Here is a 20,614-nt window from a genome sequence, read left to right on the forward strand (position 1 = left end):
GCTCGGGAACCTACAGGGCGTAGCTGCGGATCCTACAAGGACGGCCGTGCCCGACGGTTATTCACACAGTGTCCACAGAGTTGTCCACAATGAGGTTGTTCATACCCGTTGTGTCGGTTACTTATCCACCGACGTTGACAACTGTTTCGGGCTATCCACAGGCGACTTTCGAAAACCCCCGGTCGTCAGTTGTTCACAAGGTTATCCACAGAAGTGGATAACCTTTCCGCATTTACCGCACAACCTCCACTAATTTCCCCTCTCAAAGTAATCCACAGCTGTGGAATTACATGTGTGTAACTTAGACCCAGTGTGAACAACCTTGTGGAGAACCCCGTGTTCGACGAAAATATAGTTACTAGAACTACAAGTCTGTAAGTTATGCCCATGTGTGGACAGAGCTGTGGACAAGTGGCGAGGCGTGCAAGCATGGAGGCATGGAAATCACCGGTTCGCTCGACGCCCAGCGCTTTTCCCCACAGGCTCCCTCCCAGGAAGACATTGACGAGTACCGGCGCCTGAGCGCTGAGCAGGCGGCAGGTGTGGGGGTTGTCAGCACGGTGTGGCGGGGGCGTGACTACGCGGCAACGGTGACCGCCTTCGTGCCAGTGTCCTACGACCCTCCGACAATGCTGGTCAGCCTCTACGAGGGTTCCAGGATTGCCGAGGCTGTCGCGGAGTCGGGCCAATGGGCGCTGACGCTTCTCACCGAAAACCAACGGCGCCAGGCGAACTGGCTTGCAAGTCCGGGCACACCCATTGAGGGCCTTCTCACGCAGCTTCCCTTTCGACGCGGGCCGGCAACTGGCAGCACTGTGCTGGAGGGCGGACTGGCCTATTTTGAAGTCATCACAACGGCCGTGCACGAGGCAGCGACCCACCTGCTGGTGGTTGGCAATGTGGTGTCAATGGGGAGCGAAGCAGTGGTGCGCGCCGGTCTTTCGCCGCTGCTGCACTACGCCGGCGACTACCGCGCCATCAAGCCACAGTAATGTCCGAAGGAGCTCCGGGACCGCGTGCGCAGGCGCTTAGGAAAGAGTGAAGGCGGGGAAGGATGAGAGCTTGTACAGGGTCAACCCCAGCATGAGAAGCACCACCACGGCCATGCCACCCCACTGGACGAGAACCCGGTTCCTGGCCGGCGCATAGGCAATGGCTACAGTACACAGTGCGCCGGCTATCAGACCACCCAGATGGGCCTGCCAGGCGATGTTGGGGATGAAGAAGCCCAGGGCGGCGTTGATCAACAACAGCACCACGATTTGACGCAGGTCCCCGCCACGTTGTTTTTGCACCACAAACAAGGCGCCGAACAAGCCAAAGATGGCACCGGAAGCTCCCACCACTGCCGTGTCGATGGGAGACAGCAGCAGCACCCCGACCGAACCTGCCAGGGCGCTGATCAGATAGACGGCAAGGAACCGTGCCCGCCCAAAGGCGGGCTCCAGGGCATGCCCCAGGATCCACAGCGCATACATGTTAAACGCGATGTGCATGATGTTCGTTGAATGCAGGAACGCAGAAGTCACCATGCGCCACGGTTCACTCTCCGTCAAGAACGGGGCATAGGCGAAGGTCTGAAAGATGAAACCATTGGGGACCACCAGGTCCAAAACATAGGCAGCAACGCACACCGCCATCATGGTCAGTGTCACCACCGGACGGCCAGTTCGCACCGCGCCGCCAAAGATGGTCCTCCGGGCGGGCATGGAGCTGGCTGTTTCCTTCACGCAGTCCACGCACTGGACGCCCACGGCGGCGCTGCGCTGGCATTCCGGGCACGTCGGCCGGCCGCACCGCTGACAGCTCACATAGGAGACCCTGTCCGGGTGTCGGGGACAGACCGGGGCACCGGCTGTGGGTCCGGCTGCGGGATGAGGAAGGCTCATGGATTGGATCCTTGAATGGGGAAGTAAAAAAATATCAGGCCGCCGGTGGTGGGACGGTCGACGCCACTGCGGACTCGACGGGTCCAACCACCGGCGGCCTGAAGCCTCAGCGATGCTTAATTAGATGTTTTCCACCGTGACGGAGTTGATGACAACATCCTCACGCGGCTTGTCGCCCGGCCCCGTGGCAACGGCTTCAATGGCATCCACAACAGCCTTGGAATCGGCGTCGACAACCTCACCGAAGATGGTGTGCTTGCCCTGAAGCCAGCCGGTGGGGATCGTGGTGATGAAGAACTGCGACCCGTTGGTGCCGCGGCCACCCTGGATGCCCGCGTTGGCCATGGCAAACTTGTAAGGCTCGTTGAAGTTCAGGTCGGGGTTGATCTCGTCATCGAACTGGAATCCGGGGCCGCCAATGCCGCGCCCCAGAGGATCCCCGCCCTGGATCATGAAATCCTTGATGATGCGGTGGAAGATGGTCCCGTTGTACAGCGGCGCATTGGTCTTCTCCCCCGTTTCCGGGTGCGTCCATTCAATTTCACCGGTGGCCAGGCCAACGAAGTTATTGACAGTCTTGGGGGCGTGGTTGCCGAAGAGGTTTACCACGATGTCGCCCAGGCTGGTGTTGATAGTTGCTTTTGCAGTTGGGATAGCAGTCATGCCGCCATTCTGCCATGGGAAACCGGCATTTTTCCCAACGGGTCCGCGCATTCCGCGCCGGGCGAACTGTTCCGGGATAGCACGCGGACACTGTCCGACGTAGGCTAATCAATGAAGACGCCGACACCTGGAGGAAAAACGTGAAGAGCAAAGACCGCTTTACCCATGGCTTGGAAGACTCGCTGAATGCCGGGGTGGACAATGCCCGTGACTGGGCCGGACCCCGTGTGGAAAGCGCCAAGGAATGGACGGCGCCCCGCGTGGAGGCCGCCTGGGGCTGGGCCGCGCCCCGCATTGAAAAGGGCTTCGACGCCGCCTCGCCCATCGTCCAGGACGGCATCCGGAAGGCTGCCCGGTACACGGCCGACGGCGTCGCCGCCGTTACGCCGAAACTGCAGGGTGGCCTGGAGCGGCTGGCGCCCAAAATATCCGAGGCAGTGGATGAGGCCGGACCGCGCATGCAGGAGGCCCTGGACCACGCAACACCGGCCATCGCGGCTGCCCGTGACAAAGTGGTAGGCGAATACATTCCGAAGTTCTCGGAAAAGCTCGGCGATGCTGCCAGCGCCGTGGCCGCCGCATTGGACAACGCCAAGACATCTGAGCAGGTTGACTTGGTCGTGGCCAAGCTGTCCGGGAGCAAGAAGGCCATCAAGAAGGCGGAGAAGGCTGCTGCCAAGGGCGCCAAAACCGCTGCTGCGGAGCTCAAGAAGCGCCAAGGAAAGAGCGGCAAGGGCTGGATCGTGGCCGGCGTCCTGGTGGCCGCAACAGCCGCCGGTGTCGCTGCCTGGAAGGCTTCCAAGCCCGTTCCGGACCCGTGGAAGACCCCCGTAACCGTGCCCGCTGCGGCGCCCGCCCCCGCCGTCGTCCCGGCCCGGGAAGCGGAGGTCCCGGCACCTGTTCCCGCGGACGACGCCGTTGCCAAGGACACCCCGAGCCCCACCATTGCGGTGGATGCCCAGGCGGAGGCTGCCCCTGTTGCTGCGGAGGAAACCGTCAAGGACTCCACCCCCAAGCCCAAGGACCCCAACAAGTAACGAGCCCGATCGGCAGCCGCCTTCCTCGAAGCGCAGCTGCAGGGAAGGGGCCCGCGACCGTCAAGGTCCGGGCCCCTTTTGTTTGCTCCGGATACCGCCCCGGCCCTGCCGCGTCACCACCACGGCGAGGCCGGCAATGATCAGCCCGAGCCCCCAATAGGTGCCGGACGGAAGCGTTTCACCGAGGAAGTACGCGGCGAGGAGGGCAGCCCCGGGAATTTCCAGCAGGATCATCATGGAAACCACCAACGGTGAAATGGTGGCGAGCAGGTGGTTGAAAATGGTGTGCCCGAAGATTTGCGCCGCAACGGTTACGGCGAGAATCCCCCACCATGCCTCCGGCGGGAGGCTGATGAGCGGCTGGCGAAATACCAGGCACAGGCCCAGCAGCAGCAGCGAGGCCATGGAGTAGCAAATGCCCGTGTAAAGGGTGGTGGACATGCTTTTACGGGCCCTGGACCCGGCAAGGGTGTAGATGGCGGCGAGGGCGCCCCCGGCCAGTGCCAACACATCTCCCAGGAGCGCCTGGCCGGACACTCCCACATCAAAGCCGGTGATGACCACAACGCCGGCCAAGGCGACGCCCAACCCCAGAATGATGGCCCGGGCGGGCCTGCGTCCACGTACCCACTGGAAAAGCGCAATCCAGGCGGCCTGCAGGCACACCAGTGCTGTCGCCGCTGCCACGCTGGTCAACTTCACGGACGTGACAAAGCAGGCGAAGTGCAGGGCCAGGGCCGTGGCTGCGATGGCTGACCACTTTAGCTCGTCGCGGGTGAGGTTCTTGATGCCATTCCGGTTGCCCAGCAAGGCCGGGGTGCCCATGGCCACCGCGCCGAGGGCGTTGCGCCAAAAAGCGATGGTGAGGGCCGGTGCGGCCGTGGCGGCCATGATCGGCCCCGAAGCCGAAACACCCAAAATGCCGATGACGGCCAGGAACAAGATCACGTCTCAACAGTAGGTCACTGAAGGGAAAACGCAGGGTGCTGCTTTCGGTCTGGAAGCCGACACCAGTTGAACCGGCACATTCACAACTTGTGGCCGCCAGTCCGCTTTAAACGAATTCACCCCGGTCCGCGGGGACCGGGGTGAATTTCCATGGTGGAGGCACGGGGACTCGAACCCCGAACCCCCTGCTTGCAAAGCAGGTGCGCTACCAATTGCGCCATGCCCCCATGGGGTGTTTGAATCTTTTTGCGAAGCTAGTTGACGGTGTCCGTCGCCTTGCTCCAGGTTGCCTTCGCAACCTTTGAATCCTGCCACTTCTTGTTCACCAGGACTGCTGCGCCAAGAGCTGTGATGAATATCAGCAACTTCTTCACAACGCATCCTGCCTTTACAAAAAACGGTAGATTCGGTGGGCGCACCAGGACTTGAACCTGGGACCTCTTCGTTATCAGCGAAGCGCTCTAACCGCCTGAGCTATGCGCCCTCATCAGCCCTCATCGGGCCGAGATAAAACTTTACCCCACACAATCACAAACTCACAAATCGGCGGGTCCGGCATACTGCCGGGCCCGCCAACTCACGAAATTTGGGGGATTATTAGTCGTCGGTGAGGGTTACACCAATGCCGCCCACCAGCGTGGCTGAGATGTTGTAGAGCACGGCCGACAGCATGGAGAGTGTGGTCAAAAGCACCACATTGACGACCGCGATGATGGTGGAGTATGACGCGACCTGGCCCAGTGATGCGAACTTCATCAGGTCGAACGCCGCACCGCCTTCGGAGCCCTGGATATCCGTCATGAGGGCATTGACCTTGTCGAACAGGCCGATGACGTCCAGCACGGACCACAGAACAATGGCGGCAACCACGGTGATGATGCCAAGTGCAACGGACAACAGGAAGGCCATCTTCAGCACAGACCACGGTTCCACCTTGCTGACCAGCAGGCGCGCGCGCCGGGCCTTGGCCTTGGGTGCGGGCTTGACCAGTGGTGGCCGGGCGGGTGCCGGCCGCTTGGCAGCGACGGGCGCGGATTTGGTTGCCGAGGGCGCTGCCTTGGTGGCAACGGGCGTACCAGGACGCTGCGCTGGGCGGGCCGGTGCACTTACCCGCGGGGCGGTACCTGGCCGCGGATTCGGGTTATTCGTGCTCAATCGGTACCTCCATTTGTTGCGTCATGGTCGTTTAACGGTACTTCATCAGGCTGGACGTTTGCTTCAAAAGCGTCATTATCCACGGTATCAGCCGCAGGCTCGACGCCGGTGTCGCCATCAGTGCCGCCCTCATCGGCCGGTATTTCCCCATTTTCCGCATCGTCGTCATTGTCGAGTCCACGTTCGCTGTTGCGGGCCACTTCAATGATGCGGTCGTTCTTGTCCGGCTTGGCGAAGATGACACCCATGGTGTCACGACCCTTTGCCGGTACTTCGGCGACGTCGGAACGGACAATCTTTCCACCGCTCATTACCACCAGGACCTCGTCGTCTTCCCGGACGATCAAGGCGCCGACCAGGTCTCCGCGGTCCTCAACAAGCTTCGCGACCTTGATCCCCAGGCCGCCACGGCCCTGTAGGCGGTATTCGGAGACAGCCGTACGCTTGGCGTAGCCGCCCTCCGTCACAATGAACACGAAGGAATCGTCAGTGACAACATTGGCCGCCAGGAGTTCGTCACGCTCGCGGAATTTCATTCCTGTCACACCGGAGGTGGCCCGCCCCATGGGGCGCAGGGCCTCGTTGGTGGCGGTAAACCTGATGGACTGGCCCTTGCGCGAGACGAGCAGGAGATCGTCGGTGTCGGAGACCAGCTGTGCGGAGACCAGTTCGTCGTCGTCGCGCAGGTTGATCGCGATGACGCCGGCGGAACGGTTGGTGTCGTAGTCCTCCAGGCGGGTCTTCTTCACAAGTCCGTTCCGCGTGGCCAACACCAGGTACGGTGACTGCTGGTAGTCCTTGAGTTCCATGACCTGGGCAATCTTTTCATCCGGCTGGAACGCCATCAGGTTCGCCACATGCTGTCCCTTGGCATCACGCCCGGCCTCGGCCAGCTCGTACGCCTTGGCCCGGTAGACCCGGCCCAGGTTGGTGAAGAACAGCAGCCAGTGGTGCGTGGTGGTCACGAAGAAGTGTTCCACCACGTCGTCGCCGCGCAGCTGCGCGCCCTTGATGCCCTTGCCTCCGCGGTGCTGCGTGCGGTAGTTGTCACTGCGCGTGCGCTTGACGTAGCCGCCGCGGGTGATGGTCACCACCATCTCCTCTTCGGGGATGAGGTCTTCCATGCTCATGTTGGGGTCGTAGCCCATCATGATCTCGGTGCGGCGGTCATCACCATAGCGGGCGGTGATGTCGGCAAGTTCGTCGCTGACAATGCCGCGCTGTACCTCGGGGTCGGCCAGGATCCGGTTGAATTCGGTGATCATGGTTTCCAGTACGTCGCTGCGGTCCTGGATTTTCTGGTGCTCCAGGGCAGCGAGCTTGCGCAGCTGCATGTCCAGGATGGCCTTGGCCTGGATCTCGTCAATGTCCAGCAGTGCCATCAGGCCGTCGCGCGCCTCCTCCGAGGTGGACGAGCGGCGGATCAGTGCGATGACCTCGTCGAGGGCATTGAGTGCCTTCAGCAGGGCACGCTGGATGTGTGCTTCCTCCTCGGCCTTCCGCAGGCGGAAGCGGGTGCGCCGGACAATGACGTCCATCTGGTGCGTCACCCAGTGCCGGATGAACGCATCCAGCGGCAGAGTGCGTGGCACACCGTCCACGATGGCCAGCATGTTGGCACCGAAGTTTTCCTGCAGCTGCGTGTGCTTGTACAGGTTGTTGAGGACCACCTTGGCGACGGCGTCACGCTTAAGCACGACGACGAGACGCTGGCCCGTGCGCCCGGAGGTCTCATCGCGGAGGTCCGCAATGCCTGAGATCTTGCCGTCCTTGACCAGTTCGGCAATTTTGATGGCCAGGTTGTCCGGGTTGGCCTGGTAGGGCAGCTCGGTGACCACCAGGCACGTGCGACCCTGGATCTCCTCGACGTTGACCACGGCGCGCATGGTGATGGAGCCGCGGCCCGTGCGGTACGCGTCCTCGATACCCTTGCGGCCAAGGATTTGAGCGCCCGTGGGGAAGTCCGGTCCCTTGATGCGCTCGATGAGCGCCTCAAGCAGTTCCTCGCGGCTGACTGTGGGGTTGGCCAGGTACCACTGCACGCCCGCGGAAACCTCACGCAGGTTGTGCGGCGGGATATTGGTGGCCATGCCGACGGCGATGCCGGAGGAACCGTTGACGAGAAGGTTCGGGTACCGCGCCGGCAGGATCGTCGGCTCCTGGTTCTTGCCGTCGTAGTTATCCTGGAAATCAACGGTTTCCTCGTCGATGTCCCGAACCATTTCCATGGCCAGCGGAGCCATCTTGGTTTCCGTGTAACGGGGTGCGGCCGCGCCGTCGTTCCCGGGGGAGCCAAAGTTGCCCTGACCCAGGGCCAGGGGGTAACGCATGGTCCAGTCCTGGATCAAGCGGACAAGGGCATCGTAAATCGATGAGTCGCCGTGCGGGTGGTACTGGCCCATGACCTCGCCCACCACGCGGGCACACTTGTTAAAGGAGCGGTCCGGGCGGTAGCCGCCGTCGAACATGGCGTACAGGACGCGGCGGTGGACCGGCTTCAGTCCATCACGCACATCCGGAAGGGCACGGCCCACGATGACCGCCATGGCATAGTCAAGGTAGGACCGCTTCATCTCTTCCTGCAGGTCGATCTGTTCGACCTTGTCATGCAGTACATCGCCTGTCAGGACCACTTCGCCGGAACCGTCGATGTTCTCTGAACCGGGATTCTCAGGGGTTTCATCACTCATAGTCGTTTATATTCCAATCCCAATATATGTCTGGTTCATCATATTCATGTCCGGGAATGCAGTGCCCGGCCTAGACATCGAGGAACCGGACGTCCTTGGCGTTTTGCTGAATAAAGTTGCGTCGCGATTCCACGTCTTCACCCATCAGGATGGAGAAGGTTTGGTCGGCTTCCGCGGCGTCGTCCATCGTGACCTGAAGCAGGGTGCGGTGGGCCGGGTCCATGGTGGTGTCCCACAGTTCCGAATAGTCCATCTCGCCCAAACCCTTGTAGCGCTGGATGCCGTTATCCTTGGGGATCCGTCGGCCGGCCGCGGCTCCCGCAGCGAGGGCGGCGTCGCGCTCCTTGTCACTGAACACGTAGTCATGGGGGGCGTTGGACCACTTGATCCGGTACAGCGGCGGCTGGGCCAGATACACATAGCCGCTTTCAATCAACGGCCGCATGTAGCGAAACAGCAGCGTCAGCAGCAGCGTGGTGATGTGCTGGCCGTCCACGTCGGCGTCGGCCATCAAGACGATCTTGTGGTAGCGCGCCTTGTCGACGTCGAAATCCTCGCCAATGCCGGCGCCAAATGCCGTGATCATGGCCTGGACCTCCGCGTTGCCCAGCGCCCGGTCGAGGCGGGCGCGCTCCACGTTGAGGATCTTGCCCCTCAGGGGCAGGATGGCCTGTGTGGTGGGATTCCGCCCACGGACGGCCGAGCCGCCAGCGGAGTCACCCTCAACAATGTAAATTTCTGACAGCGCCGGGTCCTTGGATTGGCAGTCCTTGAGCTTGCCCGGCATGCCTCCGGATTCCAGCAGTCCCTTCCGGCGTGTGTTTTCACGGGCCTTGCGGGCCGCCATGCGCGCCTGCGATGCCTGGATGGCCTTGCGGATGATGTCGCGGGCCGGCCCCGGGTTGCGTCCGAGCCAGTCGCCGAGGCCGTCGGTGACCACCCGCTGGACAAATCCCTTGACCTCGGAGTTTCCCAGCTTGGTCTTGGTCTGCCCCTCAAATTGTGGTTCGCTGAGCTTGACGGAGATCACGGCGGTGAGTCCTTCGCGGATGTCGTCGCCGGTAAGGTTGTCATCCTTTTCCTTGATGATCTGCTTTTCCCGTGCGTAACGGTTGATCAAGGAGGTCATGGCCGCGCGGAAACCCTCTTCGTGGGTTCCACCTTCATGGGTGTTGATGGTATTCGCGTAGGTGTGCACGCTTTCGGAGAAGGACGTGGTCCACTGCAGGGCCAGTTCCACCGCCATGTGCCGGCTTGTATCCTCGGTTTCAAAGGCGATCACGTCTTCGTGCACCGGCTCGTACCTTTTCGACGAGTTCAGGTACTTGACGTAGTCCAACAGTCCGTCAACGTACATGTACACCACCTCCCGCTTGCCGGTGGTGACGTCCTTGCCTTCGGGAATGGCATCCAGGTCCGGGTCCTCGTCCACGACCTCATCAACGCGCTCGTCGGTCAGCGTGATCTTCAGCCCCTTGTTCAGGAAGGCCATCTGCTGGAAACGGGCACGCAGTGTTTCAAAATCGAACTCGACCGACTCGAAAATTCCTGCATCCGGGTAGAACGTCTGCGTGGTGCCCGTCTCGGTCGTAGCCTCGCCCTTGACCAGTGTGCCCTGGGGCTTGCCGCCGTCGGCGAAGCTCATGCGCCACACAAATCCCTGGCGGTGGATCTCAGTCTCGACACGGCTGGACAGCGCGTTCACCACGGAGATGCCCACACCGTGCAGGCCGCCGGACACGGCGTATCCGCTGCCGCCAAACTTTCCGCCGGCATGCAGGATGGTCATGACGACTTCAACGGTGGGCTTGCCCTCGGTGGGGTGGATGTCCACGGGAATGCCGCGGCCGTTGTCCACCACCTTGACCCCGCCGTCGCCGGTCAGCGTAATTTCGATGTGGTCACAATACCCGGCAAGGGCCTCATCCACTGAGTTGTCAACCACTTCATAAACGAGGTGGTGCAGGCCGCGCAACCCGGTGGAGCCAATGTACATGCCGGGACGTTTCCGCACGGCCTCCAGTCCCTCCAACACTGTAATGTCGCTGGCATCATAGTGGGGAACCTCGGCAGGGGGCGCCTGTTGTGCAACGGCATCCCCGGAAACGGGGCCTTCCACGTCCGCATTCATCGCGTTCCCCGGGTTCTCCGGGTTCTCCGGATTATTCTCAGTCACAGGCGCGTTCGACCCCTTTAGATAGTTCGCTGGATTGCCACCGGCGGGCATGTCACGAAGACCGCAGCCCCGTGCACTTTCCTGCCCTTGGAAGACTCATGTTGACCACTTCAACCGGTGCCATGATTCAAGCCATGGCACCGCAGAGAGGCGGTCCTCCTTCCAATTCTACCTTGTGGAAGCGCACAAACCGGCACAAACGTGCTCTGGGACGCGAGAAATGCCCCCTGGAATGGAATCGTTGAGCCCTTTGTGAGGGGATGTACGCCTGGAGTGGTTTCACCCGCCCTACAGCGCAACTGGCAAGTTTTCCGCGCCCGCCGGATCTCCCTGCCCCACGCTATCCGTAAGTGTCCCGCGGTCCCCGTCCCTTGACGCTGCGGAAGCCCTTGCGCCAGTTGGGCGCGGCCGGACCCAGGACAAGGATCCTGGTCACGACGCCGACTCCCAGTTCGTTATCAAACTTGGCCAGAAGCGAGGATGACAGGAGCCTTAGCTGGGTGGCCCAGCTGGTGGAATCGCAGCGCACATGCAAAGTGGTGACCTCAAAACTCTCCGGCCGACAGTGTGCGGCGATATCCACCCCCACCAGGGTGTCCCACTGCGCCATGACAGAGCCAACCGCCAGGGGCGAACTCCAGCCGCGGTCTGACACGAGCCGGCTGACCACCCGCCCCAGTCCCTGTGGGTCCCGCCCGCCATCCAGCGCATCCAGGAATGGCGCACGTTTGGCCTTGGGCACGGATTTCTCTCCGAGGCGGCCACGGGGTATCCGCAGTTCGCCGCGGCTTTTTGCGATGGTCCGCATCCGGTTCAACGCCGCCTGCGGAGCGTCAACCTCGGTAACGTGGTCCTTCGCTTTTGCCTCCAGCCGGCTCTTGCGACCGGTTGCGTCGTCGCTGCCGCGGTTTTTGGCGGAACCGTCAGTCGCCATCGGACGTTGCTTCATGCTCGCTGGGCGCACCGTGGCGCGGCGCCGCCTGGACCGCTCTCCCCGCGTCGTCGCCAGGGGCGATGACACCACCGGGAATGACCTTTACCTGCGCGCCGGCCAATTCTTCGGGAACGTCCCCCGCAACGGCAGCAGTCACCAACACCTGTTCGGCGCTGCCCACCATGGCCGCGAGTTTGCGCCGCCGCTGCGCATCCAGTTCCGCAAAGACGTCGTCAAGGATGAGGATCGGCTGGTTTCCGGGAATGTGGGAGTCTTCACCCAGGACATAAAATGACGCCAAACGGAGGGACAGTGCCACGGACCACGATTCACCGTGCGAGGCGTAGCCGCGGGCCGGTGCCAACCCCAAAAGCAGTTCCAGCTCGTCGCGGTGCGGCCCCACCAGGGACATGCCCCGTTCAAGTTCACGGGTGCGGGAGGCAGCAAGTGCGGACACATACTTTTCGGTAAGTTCTTTCACGCTGCACAACGACAGATCCTCCACCGCCGCTCCGGAAGGTGCGGATGGGGTCCCGGACTCCCCGGGGACCCCGGCGTCGTGCGGGATGGCCAAACTCCCGAAATCATCCAGGCTGCTGCGGTAAATGGCCTGCAGCAGCTTGGAACCGTCTGTCAATTGTGCGTAGGCCTCGGCCATGTGCGGTCGCAGGCGGTTTACCAGCTCGAGCCTGGCTGCCAGAAGATTGGCGGCAGCGTCCGCCATGTGTGCGTCCCATACATCCAGGGTGGACAGATGTCCCTCATTGACTCCACTGCGTGAAAAGTGCGCCGCCCGGGCGGACTTCAGCAAGGCATTACGCTGCTTGAGGACCCTGTCGTACTCCTGCCGGGTGACGGCGTGCCTGGGCATCAGCACCACCAGCAAGTCATCCAGGAAACGACGGCGGTTGGCCGGGTCCCCCTTGACCAGCGCCAAATCTTCGGGGGCGAAAAGGACGCTGCGGCAGATACCCAGAACGTCCCTGGCCCGGATGGGGTTGGCCCTGTTTATACGTGCGCGGTTGGCCCGGGAAGCATTGATTTCCACCTCCACCACCAGCTTTTGCGCACCCCGCACCAGCTTGGCCCGGATCAGCGCCTGTTCGGTGCCAAAACGCAACAGTGGCGCATCCGCGCTGACCCGGTGGGATGACAGGCTGGACAGGTATCCGATGGCCTCCACCAGGTTCGTCTTGCCAAGCCCGTTGGATCCCAGCAGGACCGTTACGCCAGGGGACAGCTCGAGGTCAACCTGTGCGTAGCTGCGGAAATCCGTCAGGGAAAGATGCTCAAGAAACACGCGTACTGCTTAGCCTTGTTGGTGGTGGGCTAGGAGCCGGCTGGTTTGGTGGCGTGTCCACCAAACTGGTGGCGCAGGGCTGAAACCATCTTCATGGCCGGGGAGTTGTCCTCGCGGGAGGAGAACCGGGCGAACAAGGCGGCCGTGATCGCGGGGGCAGGCACGGCGTTGGCAATGGCCTCCTCCACGGTCCAGCGTCCCTCACCGGAGTCTTCGACGTAGTCGTCGATGCTCTCAAGTCCCGGATCCTCATCAAGGGCCTTGACCATGAGGTCCAACAGCCAGGAGCGGACCACGGTGCCCTTCTGCCAAGCGCGGAAGGTGCCGGGCAGGTCCTGGATGATTTCCTTCTTGGCCAACAGTTCGTAACCTTCGGCATAGGCCTGCATGAGCCCGTACTCGATGCCGTTGTGCACCATTTTGGCGTAGTGGCCAGCTCCGACGTCGCCTACATGGACAAAACTGTCGGCACGGTCACCCTCGGGGCGCAGGGCATCCAGGATGGGCATCGCCCATTCCACGTTTTCCACCGAACCCCCGGCCATCAGGCCGTATCCGTTCTTCAGTCCCCAGACGCCGCCGGAAACGCCGACGTCCATGAAGCCAATCTTCTTTTCCGCCAGGAGGGATCCATGCCTTTGGTCCTCGGTAAAGCGCGAGTTTCCGCCGTCGACGATCAAGTCCCCGGCGTCCATGTGTGCCGACAGTTCCGTGATGACCGAATCCGTGACATCACCGGACGGCACCATGACCCAGATCAGCCTCGGCGCCGGAACGGCTGCTACCAGGGCCGCCAGATCGGGAACGTCCGTGACGTCAGGATTGCGGTCATAGCCCGTCACCTCAATGTTCGCCGCACGCATGCGGGCCCGCATGTTGAAGCCCATTTTTCCAAGTCCGACAAGTCCGACGTGCACGGCGTTTCTCATTTCTGGTTGGCGATGGTACTAAAGCACTAAGGATGAAGCTATTGGTTCGGCAACCTTACAGGCATGACCAGGTAGCGGTAATCGTCGCTGTTCTCGCCATCGATGTCATCCTGGGCCGTCAGCATGGCCGGTTTTGGCGCGGATGTGAAGGAGAAGCGGACGTATTTGCTGTCAAACGCGTTCAGGCCCTCACTGAGGTAGTGGGGGTTAAAGGCGACCGTGATTTCCTCCCCGACCAGAGTCGCTTCCAGGTTTTCGGACGCCTGGGCATCCTCGCCGGTTCCGGCATCCAAGGTGAGCTGCCCGTCGGTGAAAATCAGGCGGACCGGGGTATTGCGTTCTGCAACGAGGGATACCCGTCGCACTGCCTCGGACAGGGTGGTTGTTTCCACGGTGGCGTAAATGGGGGTGTTGTCCGGGAAAAGTGAGCGGATCTTGGGGTAGTCGCCGTCGACCAGCAGCGACGTGGTACGGCGTCCGCCGCTTTCAAAGCCGATCAATTCACTGTTGTCGGAGAGGGCGATGTTGATGTTTCCGGAACCACCCAGGGTCTTGGCAACTTCGCTGAGGGTCTTGGCCTTGACCAGCGCCCCGGTGGAGATGCCCGGCGATGTGGGGTTCCAGCGAATTTCGCGCAATGCCAGCCGGTAGCGGTCGGTGGCCAGCAAGGTGATCAAGTCGCCTTCAATTTCCATCTTCACGCCGGTAAGGATGGGTAGGGTGTCGTCCTTGCTGGAGGCAATGATCACCTGGGAAACCGCTTGGGCGAATGCCTCACCGTCGACGGTTCCGCTGAGTTCAGGCAGGGCCGGCAGCTCCGGGTAGTCGTTGACGGGCATGGTGGCCAGATGGAACCGGCTGCTGCGGCAGGTGAGTGTCACTTTGGATCCGTCGGTCTCGACATCGACCGGAGCCGATGGAAGGCTGCGGCAGATGTCTGCCAGCAACCGGCCCGATACAAGAATGGTGCCTTCCTCGGCGATGTCGGCAGGAATTTCCAACCGGGCTGAAATTTCGTAGTCAAAGCTGGCCAGGCTCAGTGTGCCAGCCTCCGCCTTGAGCAGGAGTCCCGACAGCACGGGCACCGGAGGCCTGGGTGACAAGGAACGTGCGGCCCAGCTGACTGCTTCGGTCAGAACATCCCGTTCGACTCGGAACTTCACGGAAGGGTGCCGCCTTTCATCGTGCGAAAAGTGTGGTGTGACGGAGGTGGAATCCCAAAGCCCTTTTGGGACCTGGAAGTTCCACTGTGGAATTACATGCTTGCAGACAGCTTAGCCCTTTGACCAGCCGAGACTGACATTGTCATTCGCCCTGCCCAGGCCGGGGATGGCGTGGAAGGAAAATGTTGTTTGAAACGAAGAATTATTGGGATTGGTAGTGTTAATAAGGCCTGTGGATACTGTGGATAACCGTGCTGGTCTGCAGGATCCGGGCGATCTGCCCTGTGCACAATTTGTGGGGCTGTTCCGTTGTCGGTTGTGGGTGTCGGTGGAGAACTTTTTGCGCCAAATTTGGCATCCACAGCCGGACGGGTAGTTATCCGCAGGAGTTCGTTGGTTGTGCACCTAAATGTCCACAGACTTATCCACAACTGTTAATTACTGAAAATCTTCGCCCGATGCGCGAGCTCACCCTTCGCGCTGCTGCTGCTTGATCTTGTTGGTCAGCTCGGTTACCTGGTTGTAGATCGCGCGTCTCTCTGCCATGAGTTCACGTATTTTGCGGTCCGCGTGCATAACAGTGGTGTGGTCGCGTCCGCCAAATTCCTGGCCGATCTTGGGCAGGGACATGTCCGTCAACTCGCGGCACAGATACATGGCAATCTGGCGGGCCGTGACCAGGGTCCTGGTCCGGGACTTGCTGCACAGCTCTTCCAGGGAAATATTGAAGTAGGCGGCCGTTTGACCCAGGATCGCCGTGGAGGTGATTTCCTGGGCGCCGTCGTCGGTAATGAGATCTTTCAGGACCATTTCAGCCAGGCCCACATCCACCGGCTGGCGGTTGAGGCTGGCGAACGCGGTCACCCGGATAAGTGCGCCTTCAAGCTCGCGGATGTTGGTGGAAATCTTCGACGCGATGTATTCAAGGGCGTCGTCGGGGGCGGACAAGCCTTCCCCAATGGCTTTCTTACGCAAAATGGCGATGCGCGTTTCCAGTTCCGGCGGCTGCACGTCCGTCAGCAGGCCCCACTCAAACCGTGACCGCATGCGCTCTTCAAAGCCCTGGAGCCGCTTGGGGGGAAGGTCAGAGGTGATGACCACCTGCTTGTTGTGGTTGTGCAGGGCGTTGAAGGTGTGGAAGAACTCTTCCTGGGTGGCGTCCTTGTTGGCCAGGAATTGGATGTCGTCGATGAGCAGGATGTCCACGTTGCGGTAGAGCTGCTTGAAGCTGGCACCCTCGTCATCGCGGATGGAGTTGATGAAGTCGTTGGTGAATTCCTCCGAATTCACATATCGAACGCGGATGCCTGTGTAGAGGCGGCGGGCATAGTGGCCAATGGCGTGAAGAAGGTGAGTCTTGCCCAGGCCTGAGTCACCGTAGATGAACAAGGGGTTGTAGGCCTTGGCGGGGGCCTCGGCCACGGCCACCGCGGCGGCGTGTGCAAAGCGGTTGGATGATCCGATCACAAAGGAGTCGAAGACGTATTTGGGGTTGAGGCGCCCAAATTCGTGTGAGGTGCTGGGCAGCATGGGTGAAGGCCTTGAGATGTTTTCGAGCGGTTCGGACCGGTCGATCCGCTCGTTTCGTTCGGGATGGGCGGGGACGGGCTCCGGGACCGTCTCTTTTTCCTTCACGGGAGCTGTCAAATCCGCGTTGACGCTGAAGGCGCAGCTGATTTCCTCCGGGAAGACCTGCCGCAGGGCGTCAACCAAAACCTTGTTGAGCTGGGTTTGGAGGACTTCCCGGGTCAATTCGTTGGGAACGGCCACGAGGAGGGTGTTGCCAATGAGACCCTGCGGCTGGGTGAGGACAACAAAGCCGCGCTGCCGCGGTGACACCCGGTCGTCCCGTTCGAGAATGCGGATAACCCTGCGCCAGGAACTACCAACGTCATTGATTTCCTCAGTGCTCATTGACTGCTCCACCTCACTGCCGGTGGTCAAACCCACCGGAATCTCGTATATACGCGCTCATTGCCCTGTGACTTCCCTTACATCGCCGGCGGTCGCCGGCGAGTGAGGAAGGTTGAGCCAACAACCGTCATCCACAGAGTTATTCACAGCCGTGGATAACTTGCCACGGGCCAAGCCTAAGGTATGAAAACGACAGAAGATAGCGGGGAAAACTGCTTGTGGATAAATGTCACACAGCAGGATCCTGCCAGACGCCGTCCACACAGTTTTTCCACGGGTTATCCACGGAAGTTTGCACAGCCTCCGCCAGCGACGCTGGAATTCCGGGACAAATCCGTCATACACGGCATGGCCGCCGGAACACCGCCGTTTGACTGGCGGGTCCGCCATGACCTAACGTTATGAAGTCCCATGTGTCTGCTTTGCGCTCTTGCGCGGGCTCCTTGTACAAGGAGTGAAAAGCAGGCATCCGTATACTTAGCGTCGGCCTGTTCTTCCCCTTACTTAGCTTCGGGCAAGGCGCATCTTTAGATTGTCTTGGAGTAACTACCGTGAGCAAGCGGACTTTTCAGCCGAACAACCGCCGTCGTGCCAAGAAGCACGGCTTCCGTCTTCGCATGCGTACCCGCGCCGGCCGTGCCATTTTGGCCGCACGCCGTGGCAAGGGTCGCATCGAACTGTCGGCCTAAACCAATAACTGCTTGACGATCCGTCGAGCCTTACAGAAGTAGCGGTTGATCGCAGGGTGCTGGCCACCAGAAACAGAATGCGGACAGCCGCTGCTTTCTCACATACTGTACGTTCCGGCGTCCGCAATGGACGCCGGAACTTAGTGTTATATATGGTGTCTACTTTGCCCGATGAACCCAGCCAGGTTGGATTCATCGTGTCGAAGACCGTTGGGAACGCTGTGACCCGGAATCTCGTTAAGAGGAGACTAAGGGAAATAGCTGTTGAGAGCGTTCGAACGCATCCCTATGGAGTCAATGTTGTGGTGCGGGCCTTGCCCGTCTCCGCAGGTGCCTCCTGGGGCGAACTTGTCAACGACTACCAGCGGGCATTTTCCAAGGTTGCATCCCGGCTTTCGGGACTTCCGGCGGAACAGCAGTCCAGCTGGATGCCACCACCGCTACAGTAGACGAGGCTTGAAGGATTGAAGGAGAAGATATCCGTGACCCAAGCCAGACTTGTCCGTCGCGCACTCAACCGACCGGCCGTCGTCGTACGGTTCTTTTGGCATCTTCCCCGCAACATCCTGATTGCTGTCCTGAAACTGTACCGGCGCTTCATCTCACCCATTTATGGGCAGGTGTGCCGGTTTTTTCCATCATGTTCGGCCTACGCCCTTGAAGCAATAACCGTTCATGGTGCGGTCAAGGGCACCTGGTACGCAGCCCGGCGCATTGTACGGTGCCATCCTTGGAATGCCGGCGGCCTTGATCCGGTACCTTCCCCGGTCCACGTCCACTGGGATGATCCGTCCAAGGTCCCCTTCATTGTCCAACTGAATCATCCAGACCACTTTCTGGCCGTTCAGGCGGAGACACAAAGCCGCCCGGCGGCTTGAGGAGAATAGAAAAGAAATATGGATTTCCTCCAGACGATTCTGACGCCCTTCGAGTGGCTCGTGTCAATGATTATGGTGCTGTTCCATGACGGACTGACCTACATCGGGCTCCCCGCCGCGTCCGGCGTCACCTGGACCCTTTCCATCATCGGCCTGGTGTTGGTGATCCGCGGGGCCTTGATTCCCGTCTTCGTCAAGCAGATCAAGGCGCAGCGCGGGATGCAGGCGCTGCAGCCGGACATGAAAAAGCTCCAGGCCAAGTACAAGGGCAAGACCGACCAGCTGTCCCGCCAGGCGATGGCGCAGGAACAGATGGGGCTGTACAAGGAACACGGCACCAACCCGTTCTCCGCCTGCCTGCCCATGCTGATTCAGATGCCGTTCTTCTTCTCCCTGTTCAGGGTGCTTTCCGGTGTGGCCAAGGCCAACGCAAGCGGCAAGGGCATCGGCGCCATGAGCCCGGACCAGGTGGCCCAGTTTGACCATGCCACCATCTTTGGCGCTCCGCTCTCCGCGGCCTTCCTGCCCCAGCTCCAGGGCGGGGATCTTTCGGTGGCCGTCGTGGTGCTGTCCCTGATCATGATCATTGCCATGATTGCTTCGCAGTTCATTACGCAAAAGCAGATCATGTCCAAGAACATGTCCGAAGAGGCCATGCAGGGACCGTTCATGAAGCAGCAGAAGATGATGCTGTACGTATTGCCCCTGGTCTTTGGCATCGGCGGCGTGAACTTCCCCATTGGCGTGCTGATCTACTGGACCACCACCAACATTTGGACCATGGGACAGCAGTTCTTCGTGATCCGCCGCATGCCCACCCCCGGGTCGCCGGCGTACAAGGAATACCAGAAGCGCCGCGAGGCCAAGGGACTGCCCCTGCTAGGCGCGTCCAAGAAGGCCGTGGTCGCCGAAGTTGAAGAACTCCCCGCGCCCAAGCTCCAGCGCAACCAGCCACAACGCAAGAACAGGAAGAAGAAATAATGCCTGCTGAAACTGAGATTGCCGCCGAAGAAACTGTTCCCCAGGACGGTGCAGCAGGAACGGGCCGCCTCGAAGAAGAGGGCGACATTGCAGCTGATTACCTGGAAGAATTATTGGACATCGCCGACATTGACGGTGACATCGACATTGAGGTGCGCAACGGGCGGACCTACATCTCAATCGTCTCGGATGAGGAAACGGATTCCCTGAAGGACCTGGTGGGCCGCGACGGCGAAGTGCTCGACGCCCTTCAGGAGCTGACCCGTTTGAGCGTGCTTTCCGCAACGGACACCCGCTCCCGTCTCGTTCTGGACATCTCCGGTTACCGGGACCGGCGCAATATCGAATTGACCCGGATTGCCAAGGATGCAGCGGAACAAATAAAGGCCGGAACTGCATCGGTGGCATTGGAAGCCATGGGTGCGTACGAACGCAAGATCGTCCATGACGCCATTGCCGAGCTGGGTCTGGAGTCCGAGTCGGAGGGCGAAGGAGCCAGCCGCCACATCGTCGTGACCGCCGGCCAGTAGGCAAACACATTATTCAACAAATTTTTCGGTCCCGCCCATCTGCCTGTTGGCCAGTGGGCGGGACCGCTTGCGAGGGGACTCCCGTTGTGGCAGATCTGACTGCTGAAGAAGCCATTGCCGCTGAAAAGATTTTTGGTGGCCGCCTGGACCTGGCCACACGCTACGTGGAGCACTTGGCCACCTCGGGCATTGAGCGCGGCCTCATCGGTCCGCGGGAGGTGCCGCGGCTGTGGAGCCGGCACGTGTTCAACTGCGCCGTGGTGGCGGAGCTGATTGACAACGGCGCCAGGGTCGCCGATGTGGGCAGCGGCGCAGGGCTACCGGGACTTTGCCTGGCAGTCGCCCGTCCGGACTTATACCTGACGTTGATCGAACCCCTGGAACGCCGGGTGACATGGCTTGAAGAAGTGGTCATGGACCTGGGACTGAATAATGTGGAGATCGTCCGTGCCAGGGCTGAAGCCGCCGTTGGGAAGGTCGAATGCGAAGTGGTGACGGCCCGCGCTGTATCGGCGCTAAACACCCTCGTGCCCTTGATGATTCCACTTCTTGGCGGCCAGGGGGAATTGTTGGCCATCAAGGGGCGCAGTGCAGCGGAGGAGATTGCCAAGGCCGCGAACACCATCAAGAAGTTTGGCGGGGTGCAGACCGAAATACTGGTTGCCGGTGCCCAGATTCTTGCTGAACCCACCACGGTGGTGCGGGTCAAGGTGGCGCGCCGCTGATCCCCCGTGCTCC

The 20,614-nt window shown here is 61.0% G+C and carries 20 protein-coding genes and 2 tRNA genes; 8 read left to right on the forward strand and 14 right to left on the reverse strand.

Annotated features, from left to right (window positions below; translation table 11 throughout):
• Positions 1 to 437: 437 nt before the first annotated feature.
• Positions 438 to 992, forward strand: coding sequence for a flavin reductase family protein (locus CVV68_RS07015; RefSeq protein ID WP_110500301.1), 555 nt, complete (start codon positions 438 to 440; stop codon positions 990 to 992).
• 36 nt (positions 993 to 1,028) lie between these two features.
• On the opposite strand, the gene CVV68_RS07020 is transcribed toward CVV68_RS07015, so the two are convergent.
• The gene (locus CVV68_RS07020) at positions 1,029 to 1,889 is read right to left on the reverse strand and encodes a rhomboid family intramembrane serine protease (protein ID WP_110500302.1); all 861 of its coding nucleotides are present in this window, start codon (positions 1,887 to 1,889) and stop codon (positions 1,029 to 1,031) included.
• 120 nt (positions 1,890 to 2,009) lie between these two features.
• Entirely contained in the window at positions 2,010 to 2,552 is a 543-nt protein-coding gene (locus CVV68_RS07025; RefSeq protein ID WP_110500303.1) for a peptidylprolyl isomerase, read from the reverse strand.
• 140 nt (positions 2,553 to 2,692) lie between these two features.
• Between CVV68_RS07025 and CVV68_RS07030 the strand changes: the two genes are divergently transcribed.
• Positions 2,693 to 3,589 (forward strand): hypothetical protein, encoded by an 897-nt coding sequence (locus CVV68_RS07030; RefSeq protein WP_110500304.1) that lies wholly within the window; start codon positions 2,693 to 2,695, stop codon positions 3,587 to 3,589.
• A 60-nt stretch (positions 3,590 to 3,649) separates the two neighbouring features.
• On the opposite strand, the gene CVV68_RS07035 is transcribed toward CVV68_RS07030, so the two are convergent.
• The 12 genes from CVV68_RS07035 to dnaA form a co-directional block, all read right to left on the reverse strand.
• A complete protein-coding gene (locus tag CVV68_RS07035; protein ID WP_110500305.1) occupies positions 3,650 to 4,537 on the reverse strand; it encodes a DMT family transporter in 888 nt (295 codons plus the stop codon).
• Positions 4,538 to 4,688: 151 nt separating this feature from the next.
• Positions 4,689 to 4,764: transfer RNA gene (locus CVV68_RS07040), tRNA-Ala, on the reverse strand.
• Positions 4,765 to 4,791: 27 nt separating this feature from the next.
• Positions 4,792 to 4,911: a DLW-39 family protein gene (locus CVV68_RS23820; protein WP_211320745.1), complete on the reverse strand. Its 120-nt coding sequence runs from the start codon at positions 4,909 to 4,911 to the stop codon at positions 4,792 to 4,794.
• A gap of 36 nt (positions 4,912 to 4,947) precedes the next feature.
• A tRNA-Ile gene (locus tag CVV68_RS07045) sits at positions 4,948 to 5,021 on the reverse strand.
• A 113-nt stretch (positions 5,022 to 5,134) separates the two neighbouring features.
• Positions 5,135 to 5,692, reverse strand: a complete 558-nt coding sequence (locus CVV68_RS07050) for a DUF3566 domain-containing protein (RefSeq protein ID WP_110500306.1) — start codon at positions 5,690 to 5,692, stop codon at positions 5,135 to 5,137.
• Entirely contained in the window at positions 5,689 to 8,382 is a 2,694-nt protein-coding gene (gene gyrA, locus CVV68_RS07055) for a DNA gyrase subunit A (protein WP_110500307.1), read from the reverse strand. The genes CVV68_RS07050 and gyrA overlap by 4 nt, the downstream gene beginning before the upstream one ends.
• 70 nt (positions 8,383 to 8,452) lie before the next feature.
• Positions 8,453 to 10,513 carry a DNA topoisomerase (ATP-hydrolyzing) subunit B gene (gyrB, locus tag CVV68_RS07060; protein WP_110500308.1) on the reverse strand — a complete coding sequence of 687 codons (2,061 nt, stop codon included), beginning with the start codon at positions 10,511 to 10,513 and terminating at the stop codon, positions 8,453 to 8,455.
• 385 nt (positions 10,514 to 10,898) lie between these two features.
• Positions 10,899 to 11,492 carry a DciA family protein gene (locus tag CVV68_RS07065; protein WP_110500309.1) on the reverse strand — a complete coding sequence of 198 codons (594 nt, stop codon included), beginning with the start codon at positions 11,490 to 11,492 and terminating at the stop codon, positions 10,899 to 10,901.
• Positions 11,482 to 12,792 carry a DNA replication/repair protein RecF gene (gene recF / locus CVV68_RS07070; RefSeq protein WP_110500310.1) on the reverse strand — a complete coding sequence of 437 codons (1,311 nt, stop codon included), beginning with the start codon at positions 12,790 to 12,792 and terminating at the stop codon, positions 11,482 to 11,484. The genes CVV68_RS07065 and recF overlap by 11 nt, the downstream gene beginning before the upstream one ends.
• 29 nt (positions 12,793 to 12,821) lie before the next feature.
• The gene (gnd, locus tag CVV68_RS07075; RefSeq protein WP_110500311.1) at positions 12,822 to 13,709 is read right to left on the reverse strand and encodes a phosphogluconate dehydrogenase (NAD(+)-dependent, decarboxylating); all 888 of its coding nucleotides are present in this window, start codon (positions 13,707 to 13,709) and stop codon (positions 12,822 to 12,824) included.
• Positions 13,710 to 13,759: 50 nt separating this feature from the next.
• Positions 13,760 to 14,884, reverse strand: a complete 1,125-nt coding sequence (gene dnaN, locus CVV68_RS07080) for a DNA polymerase III subunit beta (protein ID WP_110500312.1) — start codon at positions 14,882 to 14,884, stop codon at positions 13,760 to 13,762.
• A gap of 468 nt (positions 14,885 to 15,352) precedes the next feature.
• Complete coding sequence (gene dnaA, locus CVV68_RS07085) at positions 15,353 to 16,798, reverse strand: chromosomal replication initiator protein DnaA (protein ID WP_110500455.1); 1,446 nt, start codon at positions 16,796 to 16,798, stop codon at positions 15,353 to 15,355.
• 551 nt (positions 16,799 to 17,349) lie between these two features.
• Here dnaA and rpmH point away from each other — a divergent pair.
• From rpmH to rsmG, 6 genes are all read left to right on the forward strand, one after another.
• On the forward strand, positions 17,350 to 17,487 hold the full coding sequence (gene rpmH, locus CVV68_RS07090; RefSeq protein WP_062008104.1) for a 50S ribosomal protein L34: 138 nt from the start codon (positions 17,350 to 17,352) through the stop codon (positions 17,485 to 17,487).
• Positions 17,488 to 17,543: 56 nt separating this feature from the next.
• Positions 17,544 to 17,936, forward strand: a complete 393-nt coding sequence (gene rnpA / locus CVV68_RS07095; RefSeq protein ID WP_110500313.1) for a ribonuclease P protein component — start codon at positions 17,544 to 17,546, stop codon at positions 17,934 to 17,936.
• Positions 17,937 to 17,969: 33 nt separating this feature from the next.
• Positions 17,970 to 18,365, forward strand: coding sequence for a membrane protein insertion efficiency factor YidD (yidD, locus tag CVV68_RS07100; RefSeq protein WP_211320746.1), 396 nt, complete (start codon positions 17,970 to 17,972; stop codon positions 18,363 to 18,365).
• An 18-nt stretch (positions 18,366 to 18,383) separates the two neighbouring features.
• The gene (gene yidC / locus CVV68_RS07105; protein WP_110500315.1) at positions 18,384 to 19,346 is read left to right on the forward strand and encodes a membrane protein insertase YidC; all 963 of its coding nucleotides are present in this window, start codon (positions 18,384 to 18,386) and stop codon (positions 19,344 to 19,346) included.
• The gene (locus CVV68_RS07110; protein WP_110500316.1) at positions 19,346 to 19,876 is read left to right on the forward strand and encodes a Jag family protein; all 531 of its coding nucleotides are present in this window, start codon (positions 19,346 to 19,348) and stop codon (positions 19,874 to 19,876) included. Before yidC ends, CVV68_RS07110 begins: the two co-directional genes overlap by 1 nt.
• An 86-nt stretch (positions 19,877 to 19,962) precedes the next feature.
• Entirely contained in the window at positions 19,963 to 20,601 is a 639-nt protein-coding gene (rsmG, locus tag CVV68_RS07115; RefSeq protein ID WP_110500317.1) for a 16S rRNA (guanine(527)-N(7))-methyltransferase RsmG, read from the forward strand.
• Positions 20,602 to 20,614 lie beyond the last annotated feature (13 nt).

This window comes from Arthrobacter livingstonensis (assembly GCF_003219815.1).
In the GTDB taxonomy this organism is placed as follows: domain Bacteria; phylum Actinomycetota; class Actinomycetes; order Actinomycetales; family Micrococcaceae; genus Specibacter; species Specibacter livingstonensis.